This is a genomic window from Loktanella sp. Alg231-35, assembly GCF_900143545.1.
Lineage (GTDB): Bacteria > Pseudomonadota > Alphaproteobacteria > Rhodobacterales > Rhodobacteraceae > Yoonia.
Genome location: NZ_FREV01000001.1, coordinates 515,850 through 540,141 on the forward strand (window position 1 = coordinate 515,850; position 24,292 = coordinate 540,141).

Genomic DNA, 24,292 nt, shown 5'->3' on the forward strand with positions numbered 1-24,292 from the left:
TTCTATCGCATAGATGATTCACGCGGTGCTGTCACCCAGTCAGGCAGTCACATCTTCATCACGGTCCAAAGCTGTGGCAAGCCGGAACCCGATCCGTTTCGGTTCAGGCTGATCGATATGCTTGGGGCTGGCGATCAGGGTGACGTTTAACTGGCTGACATGCTGGATAAGTTGGGTTTTTGCCCCCGCTTCATTCACGCCATAGTAGGTGATGATATCGGGGTCATAATAGCCCAGCCCTTCGATGCGGATTACGCCAGTATTGCCCCCCGCGAGGCCCAAACCGACCTCGTGATCGTTGTCCAACTGCTTTTCGAAGTTCTGGATATAAAGAATGATCCGCTCATAGGCCCATTGCGCGGGGCTTTTCGTGTTGGCAGGTTCGACCAGCGCCTTAGGCAGCGCCGATTCAGACACGCAAGGCGCATCGGGGTCGGTGTGGACCTCGCGCGTTTTGGGCAGAATGTCGTTTTCCAACACCTCGGCAGAGGTATCGATTTGCATCTTGGTCTCAGTCATAGGGGCACCGCGGTTGTTTCCTTGATTTCCTCCATAACGAAACTTGCTGAAATGTCCGAGACAGAAATCCGTGATGTCAGTCTTTTGTAGAACGCATCATAGGCAGGCACATCCGCGACACGCACCCGCAGCACATAGTCCAGATCGCCAGTCATGCGATAAGCGCCCACGACTTCGGGGAAGGCATGCAAGGTCGCCTGGAACTTCTTGAGCCAGTTGCCGTCGTGCGCGTTGGTCTTGATCAACACCATAACCGTCAAAGGCACGCCAACATGTGCGGGATCAACCAAGGCCACACGGGCGGTGATCACACCGGCCGCTTCCATTGCCTTGATCCGCCGCCAGCAGGCGTTGCGTGACAGGTTCACGGCATTGCTGACCTCATCCACCGAAAGGCTGGCGTCTTTTTGCAGTAATCGCAGGATCGTACGATCTGTTTTGTCTAATTTGTGTTCCATGGATGAGAATTTATCCCAAGTTTTTGCATTTTGGCAATCATGTTTGGGACAACTTTAGCCGGACACCAGTGTAATTTCTTTCTAAGCGAACAGGAGAGACCCATGTCAGACGCATCACAGCAGCCAAAACCTAGCAACGTCTTTGCGGCGATCTTTCTTGATCACCCCGCCACGGTGAACGAAACTTACTTTGGCCATATGCGGTTTGCCTTTGGGTTTGCATTCTGGCTTGGCATTGCCGCATTCGCGGCCCTCGTGCATGCGGTCATCCCTGCCCTTTGCGAAACCACCGCCAGCCGCATCCTGCACCGCTTGCACGCCCGTATCGAGAGCCGTCACTGATGTGTCGGATTGCGGCCTATACAGGCCCCGAGATCCCGCTTGAGAATATTGTCGTCCGCCCGTCCCATTCCCTGCTGGAACAAAGCCAGCATGCGTCAGAGGCCAAATTGGCCGTCAACGGCGACGGCTTTGGCATCAGTTGGTACGGTCCGAACGGTGATCTAGGGCTATACCGTGATGTCTTGCCCGCGTGGGCCGATGACAATCTGATCAACCTGTGCCGCATGGTGCGGTCGCATCACTTCATCGCTCATATTCGGGCATCCACGGTGGGCGAAACCAGCCGCACCAACTGCCATCCGTTCACTCATGGCCGCTGGTCGTTCTGCCACAACGGCCAAATCCCACATTTCCGCGCGATTCGTCGCCAGATGCTGAATGCGCTGCCTGATGCGTTGTTTGAGGTGCGTCGTGGCACCACCGATAGCGAGATGATTTTTCTGACCTTACTGGCCAACGGGCTGAACGATGATCCGCAAGCGGCCATCGTGGCGACGTTGGAGCAGATAGGTGCGTCCCAACCGGGTAGCCCGACGAAATGGTCCTCGGCCTTTTCAGACGGTGAAACGCTTTATGCTTTCCGCCATGCCTCTACCGGACCCGCGCCGACGCTTTATGTGTCTGGTGTGCTGGATAACGGCGGACGTGCGGTCGCGTCAGAGCCGCTGTGTGGTGTCGCGGACCGTTGGACGGAAATCCCGCAGGACACGATCTGCCGGGTGAGCGCTGAAGGGTTCACAATGCAGCCATTGCAGATTGCGAAAGCAGCTTAGACAGCCTGAAATACCCAGGCACCGTCGTCGCGTAGCTGACGTGTTGCTTGCCCTGACTGGTGCAAATGATTGAGGTGGGCCACCGCCTCAACCAGTGCGAGCCCATATTCACCACCACCAATATTGCGCTTGAACAGCGGCACAAAGCAGTCACCCGCGGCTTGCGGTTCCGTGAGGTGCGCAAGCAAGCGGTCGAGCGCGCCATGGTGGTTGGCGATCAACTGGCGCAGGCGTGTCGGCAGGCCGGTGAACGGCAGTTTATGACCGGGCAACACGACGTGATTGTCGGTCGCAACGGTCTGAAACAATTCGCATGAGCGCAGCCAGTCAGTCACAGGGTCGGCGTCAGGCTCAGTTGGGTAAACCCCCAGGTTGGGGCTGATCGAGGGCAGTAACTGATCGCCGCCAATCACTAGATTGTCGTCCCGGCTCCAGAAGGTGGCATGTTCCGGGGCATGGCCGTTGCCCATGCGGATGTCCCAGGTGCGCCCGCCCATGCTGATCTGACCACCATCAACCAGCCTTGTGTAACCAAGCGGCAGGGGGACCACGCAATCGGCAAAGTTGAAGGGCCGTTCTGACTTGCGTTTGTCAAAGATCGCAGGGTCCATTCCCGCGCGTTTATAGTAGGTGAGGGCTTGGGCGTCCGGCACCTCTTGCACATCCAGCGTCAGCATGCGCGCCATCAGCCAACCCGTGCGCGGCATCGCCAGCGACGCGCCGTTCTCCATGAACCAGCCCGCAAGGCCAACGTGATCGGGATGGTGATGGGTGACAACAACACGGCCCACAGGTTTGCCCGCCAGTGGCCCATCCAGCAGCTTCTGCCATATGGCGCGGCTGCGTTTGGAGGCAAGGCCCGTGTCAATCACCGTCCAGCTGTCGCCGTCGTCCAGAGCGTAGATATTCACATGATCCAACGCCATGGGCAGTGGCAGGCGCATCCAGAGGACACCCTCTGCAATGGCCACAGCCGCGCCCTCGGCGGGCGCATCAGGAAATGGGTAGCGAATCCCAGATGCATTGTCCGGCATTAGGCGGCAAGATCATCGGCAGAGATGGCCATCAGAGTGTCGGCACCTTCACGGACATGCGCCAGAAGACCCAAATACTCGGGCAGCAGGCGCTTGATGTAGAAGGTTGCAAGTTTTTGGCGCGTGGCATCCCCAGCCACCGCACTTGCCAGATGAGCATGCCCACCAAGAACACGCGCAAAGGCGCGCAGATAGGGCACAGCACCGGCAAAGCGGTCGTTCAGGTCATCGCGGTTGACCAGCCATTCCGTGGCCTCGCGCAGGGATTCGGCGGATTGCCAGACGGCCTCTGCCAGTTCGGGGAATGCGTCCTTTGCGGCCTCGGCCCCTTGCTCGATCTCTTCGAGCAGGCGGAACGCAGCCTCGCCGCCGTCCATCAATTTGCGCGCCACAAGGTCCATTGCCTGAATGCCGTTGGTGCCTTCGTAGATCGCAGTGATCCGCACGTCGCGCGCATATTGGGCAGCACCGGTTTCCTCAATAAAGCCCATGCCGCCATGGACTTGAATGCCCATCGAAGACACCTCTGTCCCGATATCGCTGCCAAATGCCTTGCTGATCGGTGTGAGCAAGGCCGCGCGAGCGGTCCAGCCGGCATCTTGCGTTGCGGTTGCCATGTCGATGGCAACGGCATTCATCATGGTGATGGCACGCGCGGCATATGTATCAGCCTTCATGTTGGTCAGCATCCGCCGCACGTCAGCATGTTCGATGATGGTGCCGCTACCGGGCGCTTTGCCCTGCTTGCGGTCTAACGCATAGGACAATGCATGCTGCAATGCGGCCTCGGCTACGCCGACGCCCTGCACGGCAACGCCCAGGCGTGCATTGTTCATCATCGTGAACATCGCGGCCATGCCGCCATGTTCCTTGCCCACAAGCCAGCCTGTCGCCCCGGAATACTCCATCACGGCAGTTGGTGAGCCGTGCAAGCCCATTTTATGCTCAAGGCTGACAACCCGCAGATCATTCATTTCACCGGGTAGGCCGTTTTCATCGGGGATCAGCTTTGGCACCATAAACAGGCTGATACCTTTGGTGCCGGGCACCCCGTCCGGTAGTCGTGCCAGCACCAGATGGCAGACATTTTCGGTAAAGTCGTTGTCACCCCAGCTGATATAGATCTTCTGACCAGTGATGCTGTAGGTGCCGTTGCCATTGGGTTCGGCCTTTGTACGGAGCGCACCCACGTCCGAGCCCGCTTGCGGCTCTGTCAAATTCATCGTGCCGTTCCAGGCACCCGAAACCATTTTAGGGATATAGAGCTCTTTGATGGCGTCAGATGCGTGATGCTCCAGCGCCTCGATCTGGCCTTGTGTCATCAGCGGGTTGAGTTGCAACGACAGGCAGGCACTGGCCAGCATTTCGTTGACGGTTGTCGTCAGCGTCATTGGCAAGCCGAGACCGCCGACTTCTTGCGATGCAGCCATGCCGATCCAGCCGCCTTCGGCGATGGCGTTATAGCCTTCGGCAAAACCGGGCGATGTGCGCACAATACCATTTTCAAGGTATGCCGGGTTCAGATCGCCAACCCTGTTCAGAGGTGCAATTACCTCTTGCGTCATTTTCGCCGCTTCGGACAGAATCGCATCTGTCATATCTGGCGACGCTTCTGCAAACTGTTCTGTTGCAGCGACCTGCGAAAAGCCCACAACGTGATCCATCAAAAAGCGGAAATCGCTGACAGGTGCGCGATAAGGCATTGGTGTCTCTCCGAATTATCCAGCAACTTGGCAAATGCCGAGCGGACGTCTATGCATCCGCAACTGCGTTCCAACCTATCTGAGCACGCGCCCTCATCAACCAAAACGCCACGTCATGAACCCTGAACCTTTGCGCATACTGGCCCCTGATGCCGCTGGACTGTCTGATGCGTCAGCCATCTTGCAGGCGGGTGGATTGGTGTCCTTCCCGACCGAGACGGTTTACGGCCTTGGCGCGGATGCGCGCAATGACACTGCTGTGGCGGGGATTTATGCCGCCAAGGGCCGCCCAAGTTTCAACCCGCTGATCGTGCATCTGCCAGATCAACAGATGGCAGAGCGCTATTGCGTCTTTAATGATGATGCCCGCCGTCTGGCTGGGGCCTTCTGGCCCGGTGCGCTGACCCTGGTTTTGCCGTTGAAAGCTGATGCCGTGGTGTCCCGCCTTGTCACCGCCGGTCTGGATACATTGGCGGTCCGCGTGCCTGATCACAAGGTGGCCCGCGCATTGCTTGAGGCATTTAACGGCCCCGTGGCCGCCCCTTCGGCCAACCCATCGGGGCGTGTCAGCCCGACAAAGGCGGCCCATGTTGTGGCCGGTTTGGGGGATGCCATTGATGCGATTGTGGATGGCGGTGATTGCCCGGTTGGGCTGGAATCCACAATTGTGGCTTGTGGTGATGCGCCCCGGCTTTTGCGCGCGGGCGGCATTCCGGCAGAGGCGATAGAGGCCTGTCTGGGTGCGCCTTTGGTTAGATCGGCTGATCCTGCTTTGCCGGTGGCACCTGGTCAGTTGGCCTCTCACTATGCGCCGCAAGGTAAGGTGCGTTTAAACGCACCTTACGCCAAAGAGGACGAAGTTCTGCTGGGCTTTGGCCCGGTGGATGCTGCACTGAATCTCTCGCCATCGGGTGATCTGGTTGAAGCTGCCGCCCGCCTCTTTGCCTGCTTGCATGAGCTTGATAGGATGGGCGCCAAATCCATCGCCGTTTCACCCATTCCCGATCACGGGTTGGGCGCGGCCATCAATGACAGGCTGCGCCGCGCCGCAGCACCACGCCCATGACCCAGCCTTGCATCATATGTGTCGCCATCACCGGCTCTGTTCCCACCAAGGCGGACAATCCCGCCGTGCCGATCACCGTGAGCGAGCAGATCGAAAGCACCCATGCCGCCTTTGAGGCTGGCGCAAGCATTTGCCATGCCCATGTGCGCAATGACGACGGTACGACATCAAGTGATCCCGAGAAATTCGCAGCCTTGCGAGACGGTGTGGTCAAACACTGCCCTGGCATGATTATCCAATTTTCAACCGGCGGCCGCTCAGGCGCGGGGAGTGAACGTGGTGGGATGTTACCTCTGCGCCCTGATATGGCATCGCTTTCGGTTGGATCGAACAACTTTCCCACGCGGGTTTATGAAAACCCACCCGATCTGATCAAATGGCTGGCCGCCGAGATGATCATCCACGACGTCAAGCCCGAGATTGAGGCGTTTGACCTGTCTCATATCTTTCAGGCTGTGGCGATGCATCAGCGCGGTCAGATCAAGGATGTGCCCTACATCCAGTTCGTGATGGGCATCAAGAACGCCATGCCTGCGGATCGTGCGGTGTTTGATTTCTATGTGCAGACCGTGGGTAGGTTGCTGCCCCATGCGCCCTGGTGTGCGGCAGGGATTGGTCCGAACCAGATCAAGCTGAACGAATGGGCCATTGCTGCCGGTGGCCATGTGCGCACCGGTCTTGAGGACAACGTGCGTCTAGATCGCGACACGCTGGCCCCATCAAATGCAGCCCTTGTCGCACAGGCGGCAGAATTGTGTGAACGGCTTGAACGTCCGGTGGCTGATGCCGCCACCGCGCGCGAAATTCTGGGTTTGCGCCCGGTCTAGCCTGCGTTTTGCTGTTCTACATAGGCGCGTAGCTCTTCCGCCTCGCGCCGCGCTTCGCGCAGTCCGTCCATTGCGGCCCGCAGTTCCGCCTCTGTCTGGCTCAACTGATTGGTCATCTCAGCCTCGCGTTGTTGCAGATAGGTGATCGCCTGATCGCGGGTTTCTTCCGCCTCGTGCAAGGCTTGTGCCATCTTGTCCAGCTCACCGATTTCGGCCTTGGTGACACGTGTGAAGCGGTTGACCAACCAGCTGGCAAACCATCCCAGTGCAAAGGCCACAAAGAGGATCACAGCCGTGGCGATGATGAATTCTGTTCTATTCATTGGCTTTCCGTCTCTTCACTATCCGCCTCTTGCGCGTCCCCGGCAGGGGCTGTGTCTTCGGCCTCCGCTGGTGCGGCATCAAGAGGGGCTTCTTCGGCAAGGGCATCGAGGGTTGATTGTTCTTCTGGGGTTGGCTCGGGCAGAATCAAGCTGAACTCGATCCGGCGATTGGCCTCGCGGCCTTCTTCGGTGTCGTTATCCGCGATGGGGTCTTCTTCGCCATAGCCAATAGCCTCAAACGTCGAAATGGGCACCCGTCGCGCGCTAAGCGCCATCAGAACTGCGTTGGCCCGGTCCTGTGACAGTTGTTGGTTCATGACCTCGCGGCCCTGACTGTCGGTGTAACCTGCGATGCGAATAGGCAAGTCACCGCAGATTTTCAGAACCTCGGCGATGTCATCGACCACTGGCTGCGTGTCTGCGGTCAGATCGGCAGAGCCCGGATCAAAGGTAATCTTGCGGCCTTCTTTGATCACGTCAATCTGGGCGATGCATTCCTCTGGCGTGGGCAGCCCTGCGACAGGGTCAAGTTCTTCGACATACGTCACGTTGATCTCAAAATCAGCGCCTTGGCCCAACTTTGCGATCAAAAGGCCGGTGATAGCAGCACTCGCCTCTTCATTCCCGGTATTGCCGCGCACCTGCAGTTGGTCAGGTTCAACCAGAACTGACCCATTCGACAGCTCTGACAGGGCTTCGATCCCGGCCAGAACGCGTACCGACCAACCTGCCGGCAGATCTTCGGCAACGCGCGTGCCCATGGTGATATTGCGCCGTCCGAATTTGGCTTCGGCAAAATTGGCAACCACCATATTGGTGATTTCATCGGGGACGCGCCCGCGCAGCTGCACCTCGCCCTCGGGCGAGAGTGTCGCGGTAAATCGCGGGGCTTCAGCGCTGGTTTCCTGCGGCAATTCCGGCAGGATCGCCCTAAGCGCGAAAGCATCAGGCAGGGTGTTTTCCAGCCGTCCTGCGACATTGTCAAAGCTGGCCTGACCTGTGCCAAGCGGCGCTGTCAGCGTCACATCCGTGTCAGAGATGGTCACCGTTCCACCGCCAAGGCTGTCGACAGCGCCAATGGCCAGCGCCACAGCACTGCCCCATGTCCGCGATGGCGCGCCCAGTGCCAATGTGCAATTGGCACGCTGGTTGAAACCTGCCTCCGAGGCGGCTTCAAGAATTTCGCTGACCGCTTCGCTGGTGTCTGCCGTGCAGGCATCAAAGCGCGCGCCTTCCTCATCAAGCGTAAAGCGTGTCGTGAAAGGCGAGATCACCGGGCGCGGGGCGTTGATCTGCACCGCCAGTCGCACCCCATCAGGCGTGTTGCGCGCCAATGCTGTTTCCAGCCTGCGCTTTTCCTCGGGGCTGTCGGAAAGGGCGATCACATTCACCCGGTCGGCATTAACCGAGATTTTCGATTTGCTGAGCATTTCAAGTGCGCGCAAGGAATAGCCCAATGCCGCTTGCCAAGTATCGGGGGCGGGATAGTCACCCACCTCAAGAAAATCGGTCACCGGCAACCCGTCAGCGATATCAGTGATCTGTTCGGTCAGCGCTTCACGGTTTGTTGTTGCCGGGATCAGCCCGATCAGCGACACGCCCGCATTGTTGCGCAAGATTTCAACCGCAAATTTAGGAGGTGCGATCTGCGCCGAATCGGTGACCGTGAGGTTGTCGATCACCCGACTGGCGTCGACCATCCCCCCCGCAGCAGAGATTGCACGAAAGCGCACGGCTTCGGTCGGGGCCTCACCTTCGAGGATCACCTGAAGCCCGTCACCCAGCACCGATGCCCATTCATACCCTTGATCTACAAGGGTTTCCTGCACTGCCATCACAGAGCGTTCTTCGACCACTGCAACAGTTGTTCGTGCAGCGGTAACGGACAGGAAGCCTGCCGCAAGAAAGACGATCAGCCGTGTGAATAATGCAGAAAGGCGCATGGGTGTCCGGTTGTTGTTGTGGCCCTTGCATAGGGTGCCGCGTAAGGGGGTTCAATCACACCAATAGGGCGAGAGCGAAAAACGGCAGGGGGATCAGCCCCGCGTTCCGGTTTGAACGGAAGACCCGCAGCAATTTGTCGTTATCATCAGGGTCAAAATTGCCCAATTGCCATGTCAGGTGCCACCCCATGGCCCATGGCCCTCCGATGGCGACGACAAGCGACAGAACGGACCGTTCTGACGCGGCCAGCACGACCGCCAATCCAAACAGAACGATCGCGATAGTTAGGAACATGCGCAGCCACTTGCGACTGTCGTCGCCAAAGAGCCTCGCTGTGGACTTTACACCGATCAACGCGTCGTCTTCGGTGTCCTGATGTGCGTAGATCGTGTCGTAGAACAGTGTCCAGGCGATGCCCGCGCAATAAAGCACGATGGGCACCGGGCCGATGCTGTTGGTGTGGGCTGCCCACCCCAGCAGCGCGCCCCAGTTGAACGCCAATCCCAGAAACGCCTGCGGCCACCATGTGAACCGCTTTGCGAAGGGATAGATTGCCACCGGCACCAGTGCCACGATCCCTAGAATGATTGCGGTGGGGTAGAAGGAAATCAGAATGAAAAAGGCGGCCAATGTCTGTGCGACCATCCAGACGATGGCTCCGCGCACGGTGGCTTGCCCCGATGGGATGGGCCGCAACCGGGTGCGCGCGACTGATCCGTCAATATGGCGGTCGGTGATGTCATTCCATGTGCAGCCCGCCCCGCGCATCAAAAACGCGCCGATACCGCAGCCCGCCACGGTCCAGAGGTCATGCTGGCTGTAGCTGTCCGTTGCCAGGATCGCCAGCGACAGCGCCCACAGGCAGGGCACATAAAGCAGCCATGTTCCGATCGGCCGGTCCGCCCGGCTTAGCCGCAGGTAGGGTCTGCTGAAAGCGGGGGCAAACCGGTCCACCCAGTTGTCGGGGGCGGCGTCTGCAACGGCCCCGTTCGGCTCTGGCACTTCGGCGTTCTGGGTCATAAGGTCCGCCTCATGGCATCCAAGGTTCGACTATATGTAGATCACCCGTTGGGGGTAGGGCAATCGGTTCCACTGTCGCGGGAGCAGGCACATTATCTTTTTGGGGTAATGCGGTTGGGCGAAGGTGCTGTGCTGTCGTTGATCAACGGCGCGCATGGTGAGTGGGGTGCCGAAGTTGTCAAAGCGGGCAGGAAGGGCGGGATTTTGCTGTGTCAGGTGCAAACAGCCCCGTTGCAGATGCCCCCTGATTTGTGGTTGCTATTTGCGCCCATCCGCAAGGAACGAACCGCATTTATCGTTGAAAAAGCAGTGGAAATGGGAGCTTCGCGGGTCATGCCCGTACAAACCGATTTCACCCAAAGTGCCAACCGCATCCGGCAGGACAAGCTGCAGGCCCACGCCATTGAGGCGGCAGAACAATGCGGTGGAACGTTTGCCCCACCCGTGGATGATCTGGCGAAGCTGGATCGGGTGTTGAAGGATTGGCCAACCGACCGTCAGCTGATGTTCTGTGACGAGTTGCTGATCGGTGATCCGGTCACCCTGCCTGACACGCAAGGCCCATGGGCCATCCTGATCGGCCCAGAAGGCGGGTTTTCCCCCGCCGAGCGGGACCGGCTTCGTGGGCTGGACTATGCGCACGCCGTTAGCCTTGGCCCGCGCATTTTGCGCGCTGATACGGCGGCGGTTGCGGCTTTGACGATCTGGCAGCAAGCTTTGGGTGATTGGTGATGATCCGCGCGACGCGCGCCGATCGCGCCGCAATCGAAACCTTCATGTTGAATCACATCGCGACATCCATGTTTCCCCTTTCGAACCTGCGACGGCACGGCATGGAGGGCGGTCACGCGCGTGCGATGAAATTCTGGCTGCGCTGGAAAGGCGGCGCCCTCACCGATGTCTTGCCGATCACCGAGGAAGGCATGGTGTTCCCGCAATGCCCGACAGCGCCTTGGGGCGAGGTCAAGACAGTGCTGACAGGCCAAGTGATCAAAGGTCTGTTGGGTGATGGGGCGCAGGTCGCCGCTTTGCGCGCGGCGTTGGGTCTGTCGGATGCGGGCGGAATGGACGCTTCAGAGCCGCTGTACCGGCTTGATTTGTCCAATCTTCAGATGCCGGATTGCGCCGGCCTGACCTTGCGTCCGCTCTCAGATGCACCTCGTGCCCTTATCAACCGCTGGCGCTCTGCCTATCTGTCAGAGGTGCTGCCGATGCCGGGTCAAGACCCCGACGTGCAGGCGGTACATGATGTGAATAGCTATCTGGAGGCTGACAGCCACCGGGTACTTTACCAAGGAGATACGCCCGTGGCGATGACCGGCTTTAACGCCATCCTGCCCCAAGCGGTCCAGATCGGTGGGGTCTACACCCCACCGGGCTCGCGGTCACAAGGGCTAGCACGGCGCGCAGTGGCACTGCATCTAGCAGAGGCACGGACCAAGGGCGCAGACAAGGCGATCCTCTTTGCGTCCTCGCCACAGGCCAGCAAAGCCTATGAAGCCATCGGTTTTCAGCGCGGCGGCGATTTCACCACTCTTGTCTACGAACATCCACAGGTGATCTATGGCTGATTTTTTCCGTCCCGAAGTGCGTGCGTTCGTCTGGCGCTGGCGCGAGGTACTTTTGGCTGGTGTGGTGCTGGCGCTGGGCTTTTGGTGGGCGCTCACGGGTGTCGGGATCAATGTCTGGCTTGGCTATATCTTTTGCGTCATCGGCATTGGCTGGGCGGTCGCGGGTATACAGCGGGCGCGGTTTGCCCAAAACGGCGATGGCCCCGGTGTGGTACAAGTGCGCGAGCGGCGTCTGGCCTATTTTGGGCCGCTGGACGGCGGCGTCATTGATACCGAAGACCTTGCCAAACTGGAAATTGACCCCTCCAGCCGCCCGACGCCCAGTTGGGTGCTAACCGGCATTGACGGCATGCAAATCGCTATCCCAATCAATGCCGCAGGGGCCGACGCCTTGTTTGACGTCTTTGCCGCCTTGCCGGACATAAAGACCAGCGTGGTTCTCGATGTGCTTTCACACACACCCGATGCGCGGGTAACTGTATGGAGCCGGGTCAAGCCGCTCTTGCATTGACAGCCGCCTTGCGGCACGTCACCGATATAGTCTGACCAACCGCGGAGTGCGCAACCCATGTCTGTCCCACAATCTGGCGGTGCGCCGATCGAACATCATGACCAATTGGCCGAACTGCTTGCCAAGGGCTGCAAGCCCAAGGAAGACTGGCGGATTGGCACCGAGCACGAGAAGTTCGGCTATTGTCAGGATAGCCTGCTGCCACTGCCGTATGAAGGCGAACGGTCGATCCGCGCCGTGCTGGAAGGGCTGGAGGGCCGCTTTGGCTGGGACCGGGTTGAGGAAGAAGGCAAGATTATCGGCCTGACCAAGGATGGCGCGAATGTTAGTCTTGAACCGGGCGGCGCTTTGGAATTGTCCGGTGCCCCATTGGAGACGATCCACCAGACCTGTGACGAGGTGAACGTCCATTTGGCCGAGGTCAAATCGGTCTCGGACGAGATTGGTGTGAAATTCATCGGCCTTGGTGCTGCTCCTGAATGGGCACACGAGCAGATGCCACTGATGCCCAAGGGCCGTTACAAGTTGATGAACAACTACATGGAAAAGGTGGGCACCATGGGCACCGCCATGATGCGGCGGACCTGCACCGTGCAGGTGAATCTCGACTTTGGGTCAGAGGCCGACATGGTGCAAAAGATGCGGGTCGCTATCGCGTTGCAACCTGTTGCTGCGGCATTATTTGCCAACTCGCCGTTCTTTGAAGGCCAGGTCAATGGTCATAAATCATGGCGCAGCCGCATCTGGCGTGATCTGGATGATGCGCGCACGGGCATGCTGCCCTTTGTGTTTGAGGATGGTTTCGGGTTCGAAGCTTGGACCCAATGGGTGCTCGATGTGCCGATGTATTTTGTCTATCGCGATGGCAAATACATTGATGCGCTGGGCATGTCGTTCCGCGATTTCCTGAAAGGTGAATTGCCTGCGCTGCCGGGTGAAAGACCACTGATGTCAGACTGGGCAGACCATCTGACCACGGTGTTCCCAGAGGCGCGGGTCAAACAATTCATCGAAATGCGCGGCGCGGACGGAGGCCCTTGGCGCAGGCTCTGCGCGTTGCCTGCTTTCTGGGTTGGGTTGATGTATGATCAAACCGCACTCGATGCGGCTTGGGACCTGTGCAAAGACTGGACGGCCGAACAGCGCGAGGCCTTGCGGGTCGCCGCCTCTGTTGATGGATTGCAGGCGCAGGTGGATGGGATCAACATGCATGATCTGGCCCGCGAAGTTGTGGCGATCTCGCACGCAGGCCTGCAAGCCCGTGCGCGCCCCGGCGCAGGCGGTCTGGTCCCCGATGAGACGCATTTCCTGAACGCACTGCACGAGTCGATTGAAAGCGGTAAAACACCAGCGGATGAATTGCTGGACCACTACCAAGGCGACTGGAACGGTGATCTGAAACGGATCTACAGCGAGTATAGCTACTAAGCGCCTTTATTATCGACCCGAAAACACGCCTGCTGAATGCATCTCATCCGCGAAACAAACGCGCGGTCTGCTTACTCTGGCGCTGACTTCGCCCCGATCTTGCTTTCAGTGCCTTTGCGCAGCCGCATGATGTTGCCGATATGGCGAATGTAGACGGCGATGCAAAGGACAGCCGTCAGCATGAACATCTCACCCCGATCAGTAAAGCCGACAACCACAGGCATCCAGCCGGCGGCCATCAGCGCTGCCAGTGACGAATAGCGGAAGATCGCGGCGACGATCAGCCAGATTAGACAAGCGGCCAGACCCATGGGCCAGGACACCGCCCAGAGAATGCCCAGATATGTGGCCACACCCTTGCCACCGCGGAACATCAGCCAAATCGGGAAGCAGTGACCGATGAACGCCATGAGACCACCCAGTTGGGCGGCATCTTCACCTGAAAGCTGGCGCGCGAGGAGGACAACGATAGCCCCCTTGGCGGCATCAAAGAGCAGCGTCAGTGCTGCCGCTTTCTTGTTTCCGGTGCGCAGCACATTGGTGGCCCCGATATTGCCCGATCCGATTTCGCGTAGGTTTCCAAGGTTCATCAATCGCGCAAGGATCATCCCGCTGGGTACGGATCCCAGAAGGTAACCAACCGCCCCCCAGAGGACGAGAACAGCCGTTGTGCTTTCTATTGGTGGCATGATGTGCCCTCCCAGATGCGCGTACCCGCAACCCACGTTCCTAGGACTTTGCCCTGCAATCGCGCGCCATCAAAGGGGGTGTTCTTGGATTTGGACAAAAGTGTTGCCCGGTCAAGCTGGAACGGCGCGTCCGGGTCAAACAGAACCAGATCCGCAGGTGCACCCTCCATCAGCCGTCCGGCAGGCAGGTCAAGCAGATGTGCCGGGTTCAGCGCCATGGCCCTGAACAGGCGCGGCAGATCGATCATCTCGGCATGATATAACCGCAGCGCGGCTGGCAGCAGTGTTTCCAGCCCGACTGCGCCGCTCGCCGCTTCTTCGTATGGCAGGCGTTTGCTTTCTTCGTCTTGCGGCGTGTGCATTGAGCAGATGATATCGATCAGCCCCTCGGCAACAGCCTGCACTACAGCGACACGATCTTCTTCGCCACGCAGGGGCGGTTTGAGTTTGAAGAAAGTCCGATAGTCGGCCACGTCCAACTCATTGAGGGTCAGGTGATGCACACCGACACCCGCAGTAATCTGCAACCCGTTGCGTTTGGCCCGCTCCAGCGCAGGCAAGGCGCGGGCGGTGGTGATTTGATCGACGTGATAACGCGCGCCAGTCATTTCCAGCAGGCTGATATCGCGGTCCAACGCCATACGCTCGGCCATCGGGCTGACACCGGGCAACCCGCGCAAGGACGCAAACTTGCCAGAGGTGACAGAGGCTCCATCCGACAGGATCGGTTCCTGAATATGTCCGATGACCAAAGCGCCAAGCGAGCGTGCATAGGTTAGCGCACGGCTGAACACCTTGGTGTTGGTGACAACGCGGTCGCAATCGGTAAAGGCCACAGCGCCTGCGTCCTGCAGAAACCCGATTTCGGTCATTTCGCGCCCGTCGCGGCCTTTGGTCAGCGCGGCCATGGGCAGTACATGCACTGGCGCGTCTTCCTGCGCGCGCCGTTCCACAAATTCCAACGTCTCGGGGGTGTCGATGGCGGGTAGCGTGTCAGGTCGGGTGACCATTGTGGTCACACCACCTGCAGCGGCCGCGCGTCCGGCAGAGCGAAAGCTTTCCTTGTGCCGCTCGCCGGGTTCAGAGACTTTCACCCCGATATCGATAATGCCGGGGGCCAGACACATACCGCCACAATCCACGACTTGAGCGCCCTCGGGCGGCGCTGCGTCGCCATCAAAGACCTCTTTGATCACACCATTCGCGATCAGTAGCCCGCCGGGCGCATCGGTCAGTGCAACCGGGTCGATCAAGCGGGCGTTGGCAAAGTAAGTGGCGGTCATGCGCAGGGGTCCAGCATTGTCGGGTTGAAGGGGGGTGTGAGGGTCAAATCAGCCGCCCACCCAGATGATCAGGCCCACAAGTGCAAACATGGCAATCAGCGCATAGACTGCAATCATGCCGCCGATACGGGCATCAGATTTAGGCGGCTTCGCAGGGGTTTCACCCACGGTGCCTTTGGCGGCATCAGAAGGTAGTGGTGCAAACTTTATGGATGAACCTTCCTCTGTATAGGTGCCGATCCATTTGAGTGGCGCAGTGGGAGTGATTGTCGCGTCAAACCCACCAAAGGCTGACGACAGCACGATTAGCACATGCCCGCTCAGGCCGTTGAGGCGGGATGCATGTGGTTTCAGGTTTGCCTCGGCCACGCCCAGCCCTTCGGTCAGATATCCAGCAAGGCCAAGACCGGTTAGGTTACTGACCGGGAAAAGTTCGACAAAATCGCTGTCAAGGTAAGTGACACCAAGGGCCTTATTGATCGGGGCGGGGGTGTCGGCATCCGGGCCCGGTTCCGTGAACCCATCGATCTGATCCGCTGGCAAGTTGACCACAAAAAGACGGATCACACCGCGTTCACTGGATGTGACGTGAAAGGTCTCGCTCACACCATCACCTCTTGCGTGGTGCGGGCGCTGCGCAGGTTCTGCGCCAGAAGGTCCATTGCGGCCATGCGCACGGCGACGCCCATCTCAACCTGTTCCTGAATGACGGATCGGTTGATGTCATCGGCAATCGTGCCGTCGATTTCCACACCCCGGTTCATGGGGCCGGGGTGCATCACAATGGCATCTGGTTTTGCATGGGCCAGTTTGGCGGCATCAAGGCCGTAGCGGTGGAAATACTCACGCTCTGACGGGATGAACCCTCCGTCCATGCGTTCCCTTTGAAGGCGGAGCATCATGACGACATCAACGTCTTTCAGCCCTTCTTCCATATCTTCAAACACCTCGACGCCAAATTCGCCGATGCCGGACGGCATCAAGGTCGGCGGTCCGATCAGTCGAATGCGGTTTTCCATCTTGCCCAGCAGCATGATGTTGGACCGGGCGACACGGCTGTGTGCAATATCGCCACAGATGGCGATGGACAGGCGATGCAAACGCCCCTTGGCGCGGCGGATGGTCAGCGCGTCCAAAAGTGCCTGTGTCGGGTGTTCGTGCTTGCCGTCACCTGCGTTGAGGACCGCGCAGTTGACTTTCTGCGCCAGCAGATCGACTGCCCCCGAATGCGGATGCCGCACCACCAGCAGATCAGGGCGCATCGCATTGAGTGTCAGCGCGGTATCAATCAGCGTCTCGCCCTTTTTGATCGAGGACGCCTGCATTCCCATGTTCATCACATCCGCACCCAGCCGCTTGCCTGCCAGCTCAAAACTGGCCTGCGTGCGGGTTGAATTTTCAAAGAACATGTTGATCTGCGTCAGCCCTGCCAGCACATCACGGTGCGCTATCCCGCGCCTGTTGTGGTCGGCATAGCTGTCGGCCAGATCAAGCAGCGCAGTGATTTCCGTGGGATGTAGCGGTTCGATACCCAAAAGATGCTTGGCGCGGAATGTCATGAAGGCCCTCTTCGCAGCGGTTCGGGGTCTTATAGGGATGTGGGTGGCCTGCATCAATGCCGCAAGCACTGCACATCCCCGTCGATCCAGCATAACCTGTTACAGATGGATTCGGGTGACACATATTGGAACGACCGTGCGCTGCTGGAGTGGCAGGTCGAGTTGGGGGCGACAGAGGCTATTCTGGACGCGCCGATGGATCGGTATGCGTTAGAGGCGGTGAAGCCCGCGCCGAAGATAACACCTGCCGCCGCTAGCCCTCAGAAAAAGCCTGCCCCGCCAGAGCCGGTCCAAACAGATGCTGTGGCCGATGCACGTGCTGCGGCGCAGGCTGCGGCTGATTTGGGCGCATTGGCTGCGGCGATGCAGGCGTTTGAGCATTGTGAGTTAAAGAAGGGCGCACGCAGTCTTGTGTTCTGTGACGGTCAGCCCGCAGCCCGCGTCATGATTGTCGGCGAGGCACCGGGCCGCGAAGAGGACCGTGCCGGTAAACCCTTTGTGGGTCGCGCGGGGCAGTTACTGGACAAGATGCTGGGTGCCATTGATCTGGGCCGCGGGCATGATGATCTGGCTCGCGCCGTCTACATCACTAATGTGCTGCCGTGGCGCCCGCCGTCGAACCGGACGCCTGATGCGGCTGAGATCGCGATGTTGTTGCCCTTTTTGGAACGGCACATTGCGCTGGCTGACCCCGATGTGATCGTCGTGATGGGCAACACCCCCTGTCAGGCGCTTTTGGGTCGCACCGGGATCACCCGGATGCGTGGTGCTTGGACTGAGGTGCTGGGCAAACCATGTTTGCCCATGTTTCACCCAGCCTATCTGCTGCGCAATCCCATCGCCAAACGCGAGGCCTGGGCGGATTTACTTGCGCTAAACGCACGACTGAAGACCTAGGACATGAAGGTGAGGACGAGATGAGCCGCATTGACGACACCAAGAAATTTGTCCCGATCCGGATTGCCGTGCTGACGGTGAGCGATAACCGAAGCCTTGCTGATGACAAATCCGGTCAGGTGCTGGTGGATCGCATCGCGGCGGCAGGCCATACCGTGGCTGATCGGCAGATATTGCCAGATGAACGTGACCAAATTGCTGCGCAGTTGCGGGCGTGGAGTGAAATGGCAGAGGTTGACGCCATCGTCTCAACCGGGGGGACGGGTCTGACAGGCCGTGATGTGACGGTTGAGGCGCACCGCGATGTCTATGAAAAGGAAATCGATGCTTTTGGCACCATTTTCACCATCGTCAGCATGCAAAAAATCGGCACAAGCGCGGTACAAAGCCGGGCAACAGCCGGAGTGGCAAACGGCACCTATCTGTTTGCCCTGCCCGGATCGCCCGGTGCCTGCAAGGACGCCTGGGATGAAATCCTTCTCAAACAGTTCGACTATCGCCACCGTCCCTGCAACTTTGTCGAAATAATGCCCCGTCTGGATGAACATCTGCGCCGGAAATAACGTCTTGGTGCGTTTAACTGGAATCTGGGCGCGGCGGTCCTAGTCTATAAAGCGGAACAAAGGAGTCTTTTGATGCGTTTCCTGCGGCGGAGCCTCACAGGTGTTTTTCTGCTGGCCGTCACGCTGGCGCTGGTCGCCTGGGCGGGCGAAATGATCCGCAGTGCTGTGGTTGCCAGCATGAACGAAGAGCCGCGCAGCTTTCCCCAGCGCGAGCGGGTGCTGGCAGTCAATGTTGTGACCCTGACCCAGCAGACAATTGTTCCAGAACTGATCGTTTTCGGAGAGTTGCGCAGCCAGCGCACGTTGGATTTGCGCAGTGCCACAGGCGGGACAGTCATCTCTGCAAGTGATGACCTGATTGAAGGTGGAACGGTAAAAGAACGTCAGCGTTTGCTGCGTATTGATCCGGTTGAGGCGCAAGCCGCGTTGGACCGTGTCCGTGCTGATTTGCAGGATGCACAGGCAGAGCTGCGCGATGCTGAGCGTGCGCTTGTGCTGGCCGAGGATGAACTGACAGCCGCCCGCGAACAGGTCACCTTGCGTGAACAAGCCCTGACCCGTGCCCGCGATCTTGCTGCGCGTGGTGTTGGCACGGCGGCCGCTGTTGAGACGGCTGAGTTAGCAGCGTCTTCGGCGCAGGCCTCTGTGCTAAGCCGCAGGCAGGCGTTAGCCTCTGCACAGGCCCGGATCGATCAGGCGACAACGCGTTTGGCCCGTGCGCGGATCAACCTTGCCGAGGCAGAGCGCAATGTCGATGACACGCAGGTCTTTGCGGCCTTTGATGGCACCTTGTCCGATGTCACCATCAGCCCCGGAGGGCGGGTCGCCGCAAACGAACGCTTTGCCCAACTGGTTGATCCGACCCGATTGGAGGTCTCATTTCGCGTCTCCACATCGCAATATGCGCGGTTGCTGGATGAGGCAGGTGCGCTGATCAAAGCCCCGGTTGCAGTGACGCTTGATGTTTCTGGCGTGAACCTGCGCGCGACAGGGCAAATCACACGAGAGGGGGCGACGGTTGGTGCAGGGCAGACGGGGCGTTTGCTATTTGCCCGCCTTGATACCTATGCCGGTTTCCGCCCCGGCGATTTTGTCACCGTCAGCATTCAGGAACCTGCCTTGGATGATGTCGCACGAGTGCCTGCCACAGCCGTTGCCGCCGATCAGACGGTACTGGTTGTAGGGCCAGAGGATCGTCTGGAGGTTGCCGCTGTCACGCTGCAACGTCGTCAGGGCGATGATGTGATCATTTCGGTTGGCGAAAATGCGGGCGCCACGGTTGTTGCCGAACGCTCGCCGCTTTTGGGGGTGGGCATCAAGGTGCGCCCGATTGTACCGGGGGACACGCTGGCCGCCGCTGCACCTGAAATGATCACGCTCGATGATGATCGCCGCGCCAAGCTGATCGCTTTCGTCAACGAAGGCCGCATGCCCGACGACGTCAAAGCGCGGATCATTGGCCAGTTGGAACAGGATGAAGTGTCGTCCGAGACAGTCACCCGCCTTGAAAGCCGGATGGGCAGCTGATGGTCACGCGCGGTGAAAGGCTGAACGCGGGGGCAGGGGGTATTCTGTCCTATTTCACCCGCCACCGGACAGCGGCCAATCTGTTGCTGATCCTGATGTTGACGGCAGGTCTTTTTGCCTTTCCCAACATGCGTGCGCAGTTTTTCCCCGATATCGTTGTTGATGATCTGACGGTGTCGGTCACATGGGATGGCGCAGGCGCTGAAGACGTTGATGCGGCCGTCGTCCAAGTGCTGGAGCCCGTCTTGTTGGGCGTTGAGGGTGTGACCTCGTCGACCTCCACATCGCGCGAAGGGCGCGCATCGATCCGGCTAGAGTTTGATCCCGGCTATGACATCGACCGGGCCGCAGAGGATGTGCAGCTTGCGGTGGATAGCACCAGCAACCTGCCGGTTGATGCCGATGACCCGAGCGTGCGGCGCGGTGGCTGGTCGGATCGAGTCACGGATGTGGTAGTCACTGGACCGGTTGGTGTCGATCAACTGGGGCGCTTTGCGGATGAGCTTTCGACACGGCTGTTTGCGGCAGGTGTCACGCAGGTCTTTGTGCAAGGCGTCGCGGCGCCTTCCACTATCGTGGAAGTGCCTTCCTTATCGCTGATCCAACATGACATAGGCCTGTCAGACATTGCCGCACGGATCGCAGAAGAGGCAGAGACAGACCCCGCCGGCGACGTTTCTGGCAGCGCACGCGTGCGCACCGGTGTAGCCAAACGCAGTGCAGAGGATATTGGCGCGATTGTCCTGCGTTCCAATCCGGATGGATCGACATTGACCATTGCGGATGTGGCGACCGTCCGTGTGGAAGGCGCTGATCGTGAACGCGCATATTTCGTGAATGACGACCCGGCGATCAAACTCCGGGTGAACCGCTCGGCGCAGGGTGACGCGATTGGCATGCAGGAAACGGTAGAAAAGGTCGCCGCAGAATTGACGGCCACCTTGCCTGACGGTGTATCTATCGCGCTGACCAACGGGCGGGCAGAGCTGATTGCGGGGCGCCTGAATATCCTGCTCGACAATGGATTGACGGGGCTGATGTTGGTGTTGGCCTTGCTGTTCTTGTTCTTGAACGCGCGCACGGCGTTCTGGGTTGCCTTTGGCATACCGGCGGCGATGCTGGCCGCGATTGCGCTGATGTATGCGGTGGGAATCACGATCAACATGATCTCGCTTTTTGCGCTGATCATCACGCTTGGCATTGTTGTCGACGACGCCATTGTTGTGGGTGAACATGCTGATTTCCGGGTCAGGCAATATGGTGAAGATCCCAAGACCGCCGCCGAAAACGCGGCCAGACGGATGTTTAGCCCGGTTCTTTCGGCCACACTGACGACGATCATTGCCTTCTTTGGTTTGGTTGTGATCGGGGGCCGCTTTGGTGATCTGATCTCGGACATTCCGTTTACGGTGATCGTTGTCTTGGCTGCGAGTCTCGTGGAGTGTTTTTTGATCCTGCCAAATCACCTTGCCCATGCTATTGCCCATTCGGCCAAGGAACATTGGTACGATTGGCCATCGCGCACGGTGAACCGCGGCTTTGACTGGGCCAAAGAACGGTTCTTTCGCCCCTTTATGGGTCTTGTGATCAAGGCCCGCTATCCAGTGGTGGCCATGGCGCTTGTGCTCTTGGCCAGTCAGGTGGCGCTTTTCATCAAGGGCGATGTCAGCTGGCGGTTCTTCAATGCGCCCGAGCAAAGCCAGGTTACCGGCAACTTTGCGATGCTACCCGGTGCGACACGCGAAGACACGATTGAGATGATGCGCGAGATGCAGCGCGCGACCGAGGCCTTGGGCGCAGAGTATGAGGCCGAACACGGTGCGAACCCGCTGAAATTTGTTGTGGCAGAAGTCGGCGGCAATTCGGGCCGCGCTATTGCAGGGTCCGACACAAAGGAAGCTGATCAGTTGGGGGCCATCACCATCGCGTTGATCGATGCAGACAGCCGCCCCTATACCAGCTTTGCCTTTGTCAGCGCCTTGCAGGACGCCATTGTGCAGCATCCCATGGCCGAAACGGTCAGCTTTCGCAGTTGGGGGTCCGGGCCCGGTGGCGACAGCCTTGATGTCCAGATGTTTGGTGCCGACAGCGACACGCTCAAGGCTGCCGCTGAGGCGCTGAAGACGGAGCTTGCAATTTATCCAGAAATTTCAGGCCTTGAGGACACGCTGGCCTATGACAAGGAAGAAATGATCCTTGAGCTGACCCCGCAAGGCGATGCGCTGGGCCTCAGCATTGATGGCATTGGTCGCGTGCTGCGCAATCGTCTGGGCGGGATTGAAGCAGCAAGTTTTCCACAGGGTGCCCGCTCTGCGACGATCCGGGTGGAATTGCCCGCGGGCGAACTTTCCGCGGATTTTCTGGACCGCACGCAGATGCGCACGCCGGAAGGCATTTATGTGCCCTTGGCCGACGTCGTGACCGTGCAAAGCCGTACCGGATTTTCCACCGTGCGCCGCGAGAACGGCATACAGCTGATCTCGGTCATCGGTGATCTGGACGATGAGGATGCAGCGCGCGCCACCGAAATACAGACCGTCATCAATGAAGAGATATTGCCACGCGTCGAGAGTGGCTTTGGCGTTGAAACCATGTTGTCAGGGCAAAGCGAACAGGAACGGCAGTTCCTCAATGATGCGCGCACCGGGTTAATTCTGGTGCTTCTGGGCATTTACCTGACGTTGTCGTGGATATTCAGCAGTTGGACCCGCCCCGTTGTGGTGATGTCGATCATTCCCTTTGCACTGGTCGGGACGATTTATGGTCACTACGTCTGGGGCATCCCGATGAGCATGTTTACCGTTGTTGGCTTGATCGGGATGGTGGGGATTATCATCAACGATAGTATCGTGTTGGTGACGACAATCGACGAATACGCGCAGGATCGCGGCCTTGTGCCTGCAATTATTGATGGCACGGTGGATCGTTTGCGCCCTGTGATGTTGACGACGCTGACAACAGTGCTGGGATTGACGCCGCTGCTTTATGAAGGGTCCAATCAGGCAGAATTCCTCAAACCCACCGTTGTGACACTGGTCTTTGGATTGGCCTTTGGGATGGTGTTGGTCTTGCTGATTGTGCCTTCCATCATCGCGATGCAGGCAGATTTCTATCGGCAGTGGCAGGCCGCAAAACGGGCGCTACGGAGCCGTAGGCCCGCGATGTTTGTGCCCGCCGCGCTGGGCGCCTTGGGGGCGGTTATCCTTTTTGCGTTAACGGTGGGGCCGCTATTGGTGACGGGCGCGGCTTTGCCTGCGGCCGCAGTTGCTCTGCCAATCCTTAATGGCGGCTTTGGTCCTGCGTTTGGCGTTTTTGTTGGGGGGTTGATGGTGTTACTTTTGGCGATCTATGTGATCGCCTTGCTGGGTCAAGGGCTGCGCCGTGCGCGGGGTTAGCCGGCGCTGCATCCTTGGATGTCGATGGCCTTTTCACCGCCAAACACCGTGATCCGCACGCCAGAACGGTCAAGCGCGAAGGGGCCACCACTGGGGTGAACCATATCGACGGTTGCGCTCAGGGTTGGGCCTTCGCGCGCGACATCCGCCTCTGACACCCAAACCGACGGGTCACCGGTTTCGATCACGACAAATTCGGATGCCTCGGCGCGGGGAACAGCAATTTGCGCCGTCAACCGCAACCCGTCGCCGATGGGATCAATGGCACAGGTCACGGCACCAACATTGGCCTGCGCCTTGGTCAGCGCCTGCGTTGCGAGTGCGGCAAGAATGATGGGATCAGGTGCGCCGCCCGCCGGCAACGTTTCGTCAAATTCCAAGTTTACCGGGATGCAAATTTCTTCGCAGACGCCGATCGTCAACTCTCCGCTCACGGATAGATCGCCAGCGTCTGCTGCGGCATCAATGGTCAGCGGAAAAACAACACTGTCGTAATATCCAATCGACCGCATGCCCTTGTCATCGACGACTTCGGGAGTGGGCCAATGGGGTTGAATGCTAGTGATCGCCGTGCTGCCGGTGAAGGTAAACTGCGGCGGGATGCCTGCATCGCCCGGCGCGCGCCAATAGGTGATCCAGCCTGGTGAAAGGGTGATCCTTACAGCGGCAATATGTGCGCCAGCGTCTGTCCGCCAGCCTGGCAACACGTCCAAAACCGCCAGATCATCAAAGGATTGGGCGGGCAGGACGGTCGGAGCGGCCATGAAAGCCAGCAGAGTAAGCAGGTTCTTGCGCATGTTTTCTTAGTTATGCATCGCGTGCGCAATTGGAAGTCACGTTTGCGCCAGCGATTGCAATGA

The 24,292-nt window shown here is 59.0% G+C and carries 24 protein-coding genes; 12 read left to right on the forward strand and 12 right to left on the reverse strand.

Annotated features, from left to right (window positions below; translation table 11 throughout):
- Window positions 1–39: 39 nt before the first annotated feature.
- Together DHN10_RS02625 and DHN10_RS02630 are read right to left on the reverse strand one after the other, a co-directional pair.
- Complete coding sequence (locus DHN10_RS02625) at window positions 40–519, reverse strand: DUF6173 family protein (RefSeq protein WP_108813678.1); 480 nt, start codon at window positions 517–519, stop codon at window positions 40–42.
- A complete protein-coding gene (locus DHN10_RS02630) occupies window positions 516–977 on the reverse strand; it encodes an Lrp/AsnC family transcriptional regulator (protein ID WP_108813679.1) in 462 nt (153 codons plus the stop codon). Before DHN10_RS02630 ends, DHN10_RS02625 begins: the two co-directional genes overlap by 4 nt.
- 102 nt (window positions 978–1,079) lie before the next feature.
- Here DHN10_RS02630 and DHN10_RS02635 point away from each other — a divergent pair, with 102 nt between their 5' ends.
- Both DHN10_RS02635 and DHN10_RS02640 read left to right on the forward strand, forming a co-directional pair.
- Window positions 1,080–1,319 carry a DUF6356 family protein gene (locus DHN10_RS02635; protein ID WP_108813680.1) on the forward strand — a complete coding sequence of 80 codons (240 nt, stop codon included), beginning with the start codon at window positions 1,080–1,082 and terminating at the stop codon, window positions 1,317–1,319.
- The gene (locus DHN10_RS02640; protein WP_108813681.1) at window positions 1,319–2,092 is read left to right on the forward strand and encodes a class II glutamine amidotransferase; all 774 of its coding nucleotides are present in this window, start codon (window positions 1,319–1,321) and stop codon (window positions 2,090–2,092) included. The genes DHN10_RS02635 and DHN10_RS02640 overlap by 1 nt, the downstream gene beginning before the upstream one ends.
- Here the strand turns inward: DHN10_RS02640 and DHN10_RS02645 are convergent.
- Together DHN10_RS02645 and DHN10_RS02650 are read right to left on the reverse strand one after the other, a co-directional pair.
- A complete protein-coding gene (locus tag DHN10_RS02645; protein WP_108813682.1) occupies window positions 2,089–3,126 on the reverse strand; it encodes an MBL fold metallo-hydrolase in 1,038 nt (345 codons plus the stop codon). The genes DHN10_RS02640 and DHN10_RS02645 overlap by 4 nt on opposite strands.
- Window positions 3,126–4,829 (reverse strand): acyl-CoA dehydrogenase, encoded by a 1,704-nt coding sequence (locus DHN10_RS02650; RefSeq protein ID WP_108813683.1) that lies wholly within the window; start codon window positions 4,827–4,829, stop codon window positions 3,126–3,128. The genes DHN10_RS02645 and DHN10_RS02650 overlap by 1 nt, the downstream gene beginning before the upstream one ends.
- Window positions 4,830–4,944: 115 nt before the next feature.
- Here DHN10_RS02650 and DHN10_RS02655 point away from each other — a divergent pair, with 115 nt between their 5' ends.
- Together DHN10_RS02655 and DHN10_RS02660 are read left to right on the forward strand one after the other, a co-directional pair.
- Window positions 4,945–5,895, forward strand: a complete 951-nt coding sequence (locus tag DHN10_RS02655) for an L-threonylcarbamoyladenylate synthase (RefSeq protein WP_108813684.1) — start codon at window positions 4,945–4,947, stop codon at window positions 5,893–5,895.
- Window positions 5,892–6,722: a 3-keto-5-aminohexanoate cleavage protein gene (locus tag DHN10_RS02660; protein ID WP_108813685.1), complete on the forward strand. Its 831-nt coding sequence runs from the start codon at window positions 5,892–5,894 to the stop codon at window positions 6,720–6,722. Before DHN10_RS02655 ends, DHN10_RS02660 begins: the two co-directional genes overlap by 4 nt.
- Here the strand turns inward: DHN10_RS02660 and DHN10_RS02665 are convergent.
- The 3 genes from DHN10_RS02665 to ubiA are packed head-to-tail and all read right to left on the reverse strand — an operon-like array spanning window position 6,719 to window position 10,009.
- Window positions 6,719–7,045 carry a hypothetical protein gene (locus DHN10_RS02665; RefSeq protein ID WP_108813686.1) on the reverse strand — a complete coding sequence of 109 codons (327 nt, stop codon included), beginning with the start codon at window positions 7,043–7,045 and terminating at the stop codon, window positions 6,719–6,721. The genes DHN10_RS02660 and DHN10_RS02665 overlap by 4 nt on opposite strands.
- The gene (locus tag DHN10_RS02670) at window positions 7,042–8,988 is read right to left on the reverse strand and encodes an OmpA family protein (RefSeq protein WP_108813687.1); all 1,947 of its coding nucleotides are present in this window, start codon (window positions 8,986–8,988) and stop codon (window positions 7,042–7,044) included. Before DHN10_RS02670 ends, DHN10_RS02665 begins: the two co-directional genes overlap by 4 nt.
- A 55-nt stretch (window positions 8,989–9,043) precedes the next feature.
- A complete protein-coding gene (gene ubiA / locus DHN10_RS02675; protein WP_108813688.1) occupies window positions 9,044–10,009 on the reverse strand; it encodes a 4-hydroxybenzoate octaprenyltransferase in 966 nt (321 codons plus the stop codon).
- 12 nt (window positions 10,010–10,021) lie between these two features.
- On the opposite strand from ubiA, the gene DHN10_RS02680 reads away from it, so the two are divergent.
- Genes DHN10_RS02680 through DHN10_RS02695 form a run of 4 tightly spaced genes read left to right on the forward strand, consistent with a single transcriptional unit; the run spans window position 10,022 to window position 13,519 of the window.
- The gene (locus DHN10_RS02680; RefSeq protein ID WP_108813689.1) at window positions 10,022–10,741 is read left to right on the forward strand and encodes a 16S rRNA (uracil(1498)-N(3))-methyltransferase; all 720 of its coding nucleotides are present in this window, start codon (window positions 10,022–10,024) and stop codon (window positions 10,739–10,741) included.
- Entirely contained in the window at window positions 10,741–11,580 is an 840-nt protein-coding gene (locus DHN10_RS02685) for a GNAT family N-acetyltransferase (RefSeq protein ID WP_108813690.1), read from the forward strand. Before DHN10_RS02680 ends, DHN10_RS02685 begins: the two co-directional genes overlap by 1 nt.
- A complete protein-coding gene (locus DHN10_RS02690) occupies window positions 11,573–12,091 on the forward strand; it encodes a hypothetical protein (protein WP_108813691.1) in 519 nt (172 codons plus the stop codon). The genes DHN10_RS02685 and DHN10_RS02690 overlap by 8 nt, the downstream gene beginning before the upstream one ends.
- A 57-nt stretch (window positions 12,092–12,148) precedes the next feature.
- Window positions 12,149–13,519, forward strand: coding sequence for a glutamate--cysteine ligase (locus tag DHN10_RS02695; protein ID WP_108813692.1), 1,371 nt, complete (start codon window positions 12,149–12,151; stop codon window positions 13,517–13,519).
- Between the two features lie 71 nt (window positions 13,520–13,590).
- Here DHN10_RS02695 and plsY read toward each other — a convergent pair whose 3' ends face one another.
- Genes plsY through DHN10_RS02715 form a run of 4 tightly spaced genes read right to left on the reverse strand, consistent with a single transcriptional unit; the run spans window position 13,591 to window position 17,050 of the window.
- A complete protein-coding gene (gene plsY, locus DHN10_RS02700; RefSeq protein WP_108813693.1) occupies window positions 13,591–14,208 on the reverse strand; it encodes a glycerol-3-phosphate 1-O-acyltransferase PlsY in 618 nt (205 codons plus the stop codon).
- The gene (gene pyrC / locus DHN10_RS02705) at window positions 14,196–15,491 is read right to left on the reverse strand and encodes a dihydroorotase (protein ID WP_108813694.1); all 1,296 of its coding nucleotides are present in this window, start codon (window positions 15,489–15,491) and stop codon (window positions 14,196–14,198) included. Before pyrC ends, plsY begins: the two co-directional genes overlap by 13 nt.
- Window positions 15,492–15,539: 48 nt before the next feature.
- Window positions 15,540–16,097, reverse strand: a complete 558-nt coding sequence (locus DHN10_RS02710; RefSeq protein ID WP_108813695.1) for a hypothetical protein — start codon at window positions 16,095–16,097, stop codon at window positions 15,540–15,542.
- Complete coding sequence (locus tag DHN10_RS02715; RefSeq protein WP_108813696.1) at window positions 16,094–17,050, reverse strand: aspartate carbamoyltransferase catalytic subunit; 957 nt, start codon at window positions 17,048–17,050, stop codon at window positions 16,094–16,096. The genes DHN10_RS02710 and DHN10_RS02715 overlap by 4 nt, the downstream gene beginning before the upstream one ends.
- A gap of 105 nt (window positions 17,051–17,155) precedes the next feature.
- On the opposite strand from DHN10_RS02715, the gene DHN10_RS02720 reads away from it, so the two are divergent.
- From DHN10_RS02720 to DHN10_RS02735, 4 genes are all read left to right on the forward strand, one after another.
- The gene (locus DHN10_RS02720; protein ID WP_108813697.1) at window positions 17,156–17,947 is read left to right on the forward strand and encodes a uracil-DNA glycosylase; all 792 of its coding nucleotides are present in this window, start codon (window positions 17,156–17,158) and stop codon (window positions 17,945–17,947) included.
- A 20-nt stretch (window positions 17,948–17,967) separates the two neighbouring features.
- A complete protein-coding gene (gene moaB, locus DHN10_RS02725) occupies window positions 17,968–18,510 on the forward strand; it encodes a molybdenum cofactor biosynthesis protein B (protein ID WP_108813698.1) in 543 nt (180 codons plus the stop codon).
- Between the two features lie 72 nt (window positions 18,511–18,582).
- Entirely contained in the window at window positions 18,583–20,037 is a 1,455-nt protein-coding gene (locus DHN10_RS02730; RefSeq protein ID WP_108813699.1) for an efflux RND transporter periplasmic adaptor subunit, read from the forward strand.
- Window positions 20,037–23,432, forward strand: coding sequence for an efflux RND transporter permease subunit (locus tag DHN10_RS02735; protein ID WP_108813700.1), 3,396 nt, complete (start codon window positions 20,037–20,039; stop codon window positions 23,430–23,432). Before DHN10_RS02730 ends, DHN10_RS02735 begins: the two co-directional genes overlap by 1 nt.
- Here DHN10_RS02735 and DHN10_RS02740 read toward each other — a convergent pair.
- Window positions 23,429–24,229: a protein-disulfide reductase DsbD domain-containing protein gene (locus tag DHN10_RS02740; RefSeq protein ID WP_108813701.1), complete on the reverse strand. Its 801-nt coding sequence runs from the start codon at window positions 24,227–24,229 to the stop codon at window positions 23,429–23,431. The two genes, DHN10_RS02735 and DHN10_RS02740, sit on opposite strands and share 4 nt — an antisense overlap.
- Between the last annotated feature and the right edge of the window lie 63 nt (window positions 24,230–24,292).

Excerpts from the sequence above, each read along its gene's own strand:
- DHN10_RS02665 (WP_108813686.1), bottom strand. The coding sequence starts at position 7,045 with ATGAATAGAACAGAATTCATCATCGCCACGGCTGTGATCCTCTTTGTG.
- DHN10_RS02735 (WP_108813700.1), top strand. The coding sequence starts at position 20,037 with ATGGTCACGCGCGGTGAAAGGCTGAACGCGGGGGCAGGGGGTATTCTG.
- DHN10_RS02695 (WP_108813692.1), top strand. The coding sequence starts at position 12,149 with ATGTCTGTCCCACAATCTGGCGGTGCGCCGATCGAACATCATGACCAA.
- DHN10_RS02670 (WP_108813687.1), bottom strand. The coding sequence starts at position 8,988 with ATGCGCCTTTCTGCATTATTCACACGGCTGATCGTCTTTCTTGCGGCA.
- DHN10_RS02730 (WP_108813699.1), top strand. The coding sequence starts at position 18,583 with ATGCGTTTCCTGCGGCGGAGCCTCACAGGTGTTTTTCTGCTGGCCGTC.
- DHN10_RS02635 (WP_108813680.1), top strand. The coding sequence starts at position 1,080 with ATGTCAGACGCATCACAGCAGCCAAAACCTAGCAACGTCTTTGCGGCG.
- DHN10_RS02715 (WP_108813696.1), bottom strand. The coding sequence starts at position 17,050 with ATGACATTCCGCGCCAAGCATCTTTTGGGTATCGAACCGCTACATCCC.
- DHN10_RS02740 (WP_108813701.1), bottom strand. The coding sequence starts at position 24,229 with ATGCGCAAGAACCTGCTTACTCTGCTGGCTTTCATGGCCGCTCCGACC.
- DHN10_RS02685 (WP_108813690.1), top strand. The coding sequence starts at position 10,741 with ATGATCCGCGCGACGCGCGCCGATCGCGCCGCAATCGAAACCTTCATG.
- DHN10_RS02640 (WP_108813681.1), top strand. The coding sequence starts at position 1,319 with ATGTGTCGGATTGCGGCCTATACAGGCCCCGAGATCCCGCTTGAGAAT.
- DHN10_RS02655 (WP_108813684.1), top strand. The coding sequence starts at position 4,945 with ATGAACCCTGAACCTTTGCGCATACTGGCCCCTGATGCCGCTGGACTG.
- DHN10_RS02660 (WP_108813685.1), top strand. The coding sequence starts at position 5,892 with ATGACCCAGCCTTGCATCATATGTGTCGCCATCACCGGCTCTGTTCCC.
- DHN10_RS02625 (WP_108813678.1), bottom strand. The coding sequence starts at position 519 with ATGACTGAGACCAAGATGCAAATCGATACCTCTGCCGAGGTGTTGGAA.
- DHN10_RS02690 (WP_108813691.1), top strand. The coding sequence starts at position 11,573 with ATGGCTGATTTTTTCCGTCCCGAAGTGCGTGCGTTCGTCTGGCGCTGG.
- DHN10_RS02650 (WP_108813683.1), bottom strand. The coding sequence starts at position 4,829 with ATGCCTTATCGCGCACCTGTCAGCGATTTCCGCTTTTTGATGGATCAC.
- moaB (WP_108813698.1), top strand. The coding sequence starts at position 17,968 with ATGAGCCGCATTGACGACACCAAGAAATTTGTCCCGATCCGGATTGCC.
- DHN10_RS02645 (WP_108813682.1), bottom strand. The coding sequence starts at position 3,126 with ATGCCGGACAATGCATCTGGGATTCGCTACCCATTTCCTGATGCGCCC.
- ubiA (WP_108813688.1), bottom strand. The coding sequence starts at position 10,009 with ATGACCCAGAACGCCGAAGTGCCAGAGCCGAACGGGGCCGTTGCAGAC.
- DHN10_RS02680 (WP_108813689.1), top strand. The coding sequence starts at position 10,022 with ATGGCATCCAAGGTTCGACTATATGTAGATCACCCGTTGGGGGTAGGG.
- pyrC (WP_108813694.1), bottom strand. The coding sequence starts at position 15,491 with ATGACCGCCACTTACTTTGCCAACGCCCGCTTGATCGACCCGGTTGCA.
- DHN10_RS02630 (WP_108813679.1), bottom strand. The coding sequence starts at position 977 with ATGGAACACAAATTAGACAAAACAGATCGTACGATCCTGCGATTACTG.
- plsY (WP_108813693.1), bottom strand. The coding sequence starts at position 14,208 with ATGCCACCAATAGAAAGCACAACGGCTGTTCTCGTCCTCTGGGGGGCG.
- DHN10_RS02720 (WP_108813697.1), top strand. The coding sequence starts at position 17,156 with ATGGATTCGGGTGACACATATTGGAACGACCGTGCGCTGCTGGAGTGG.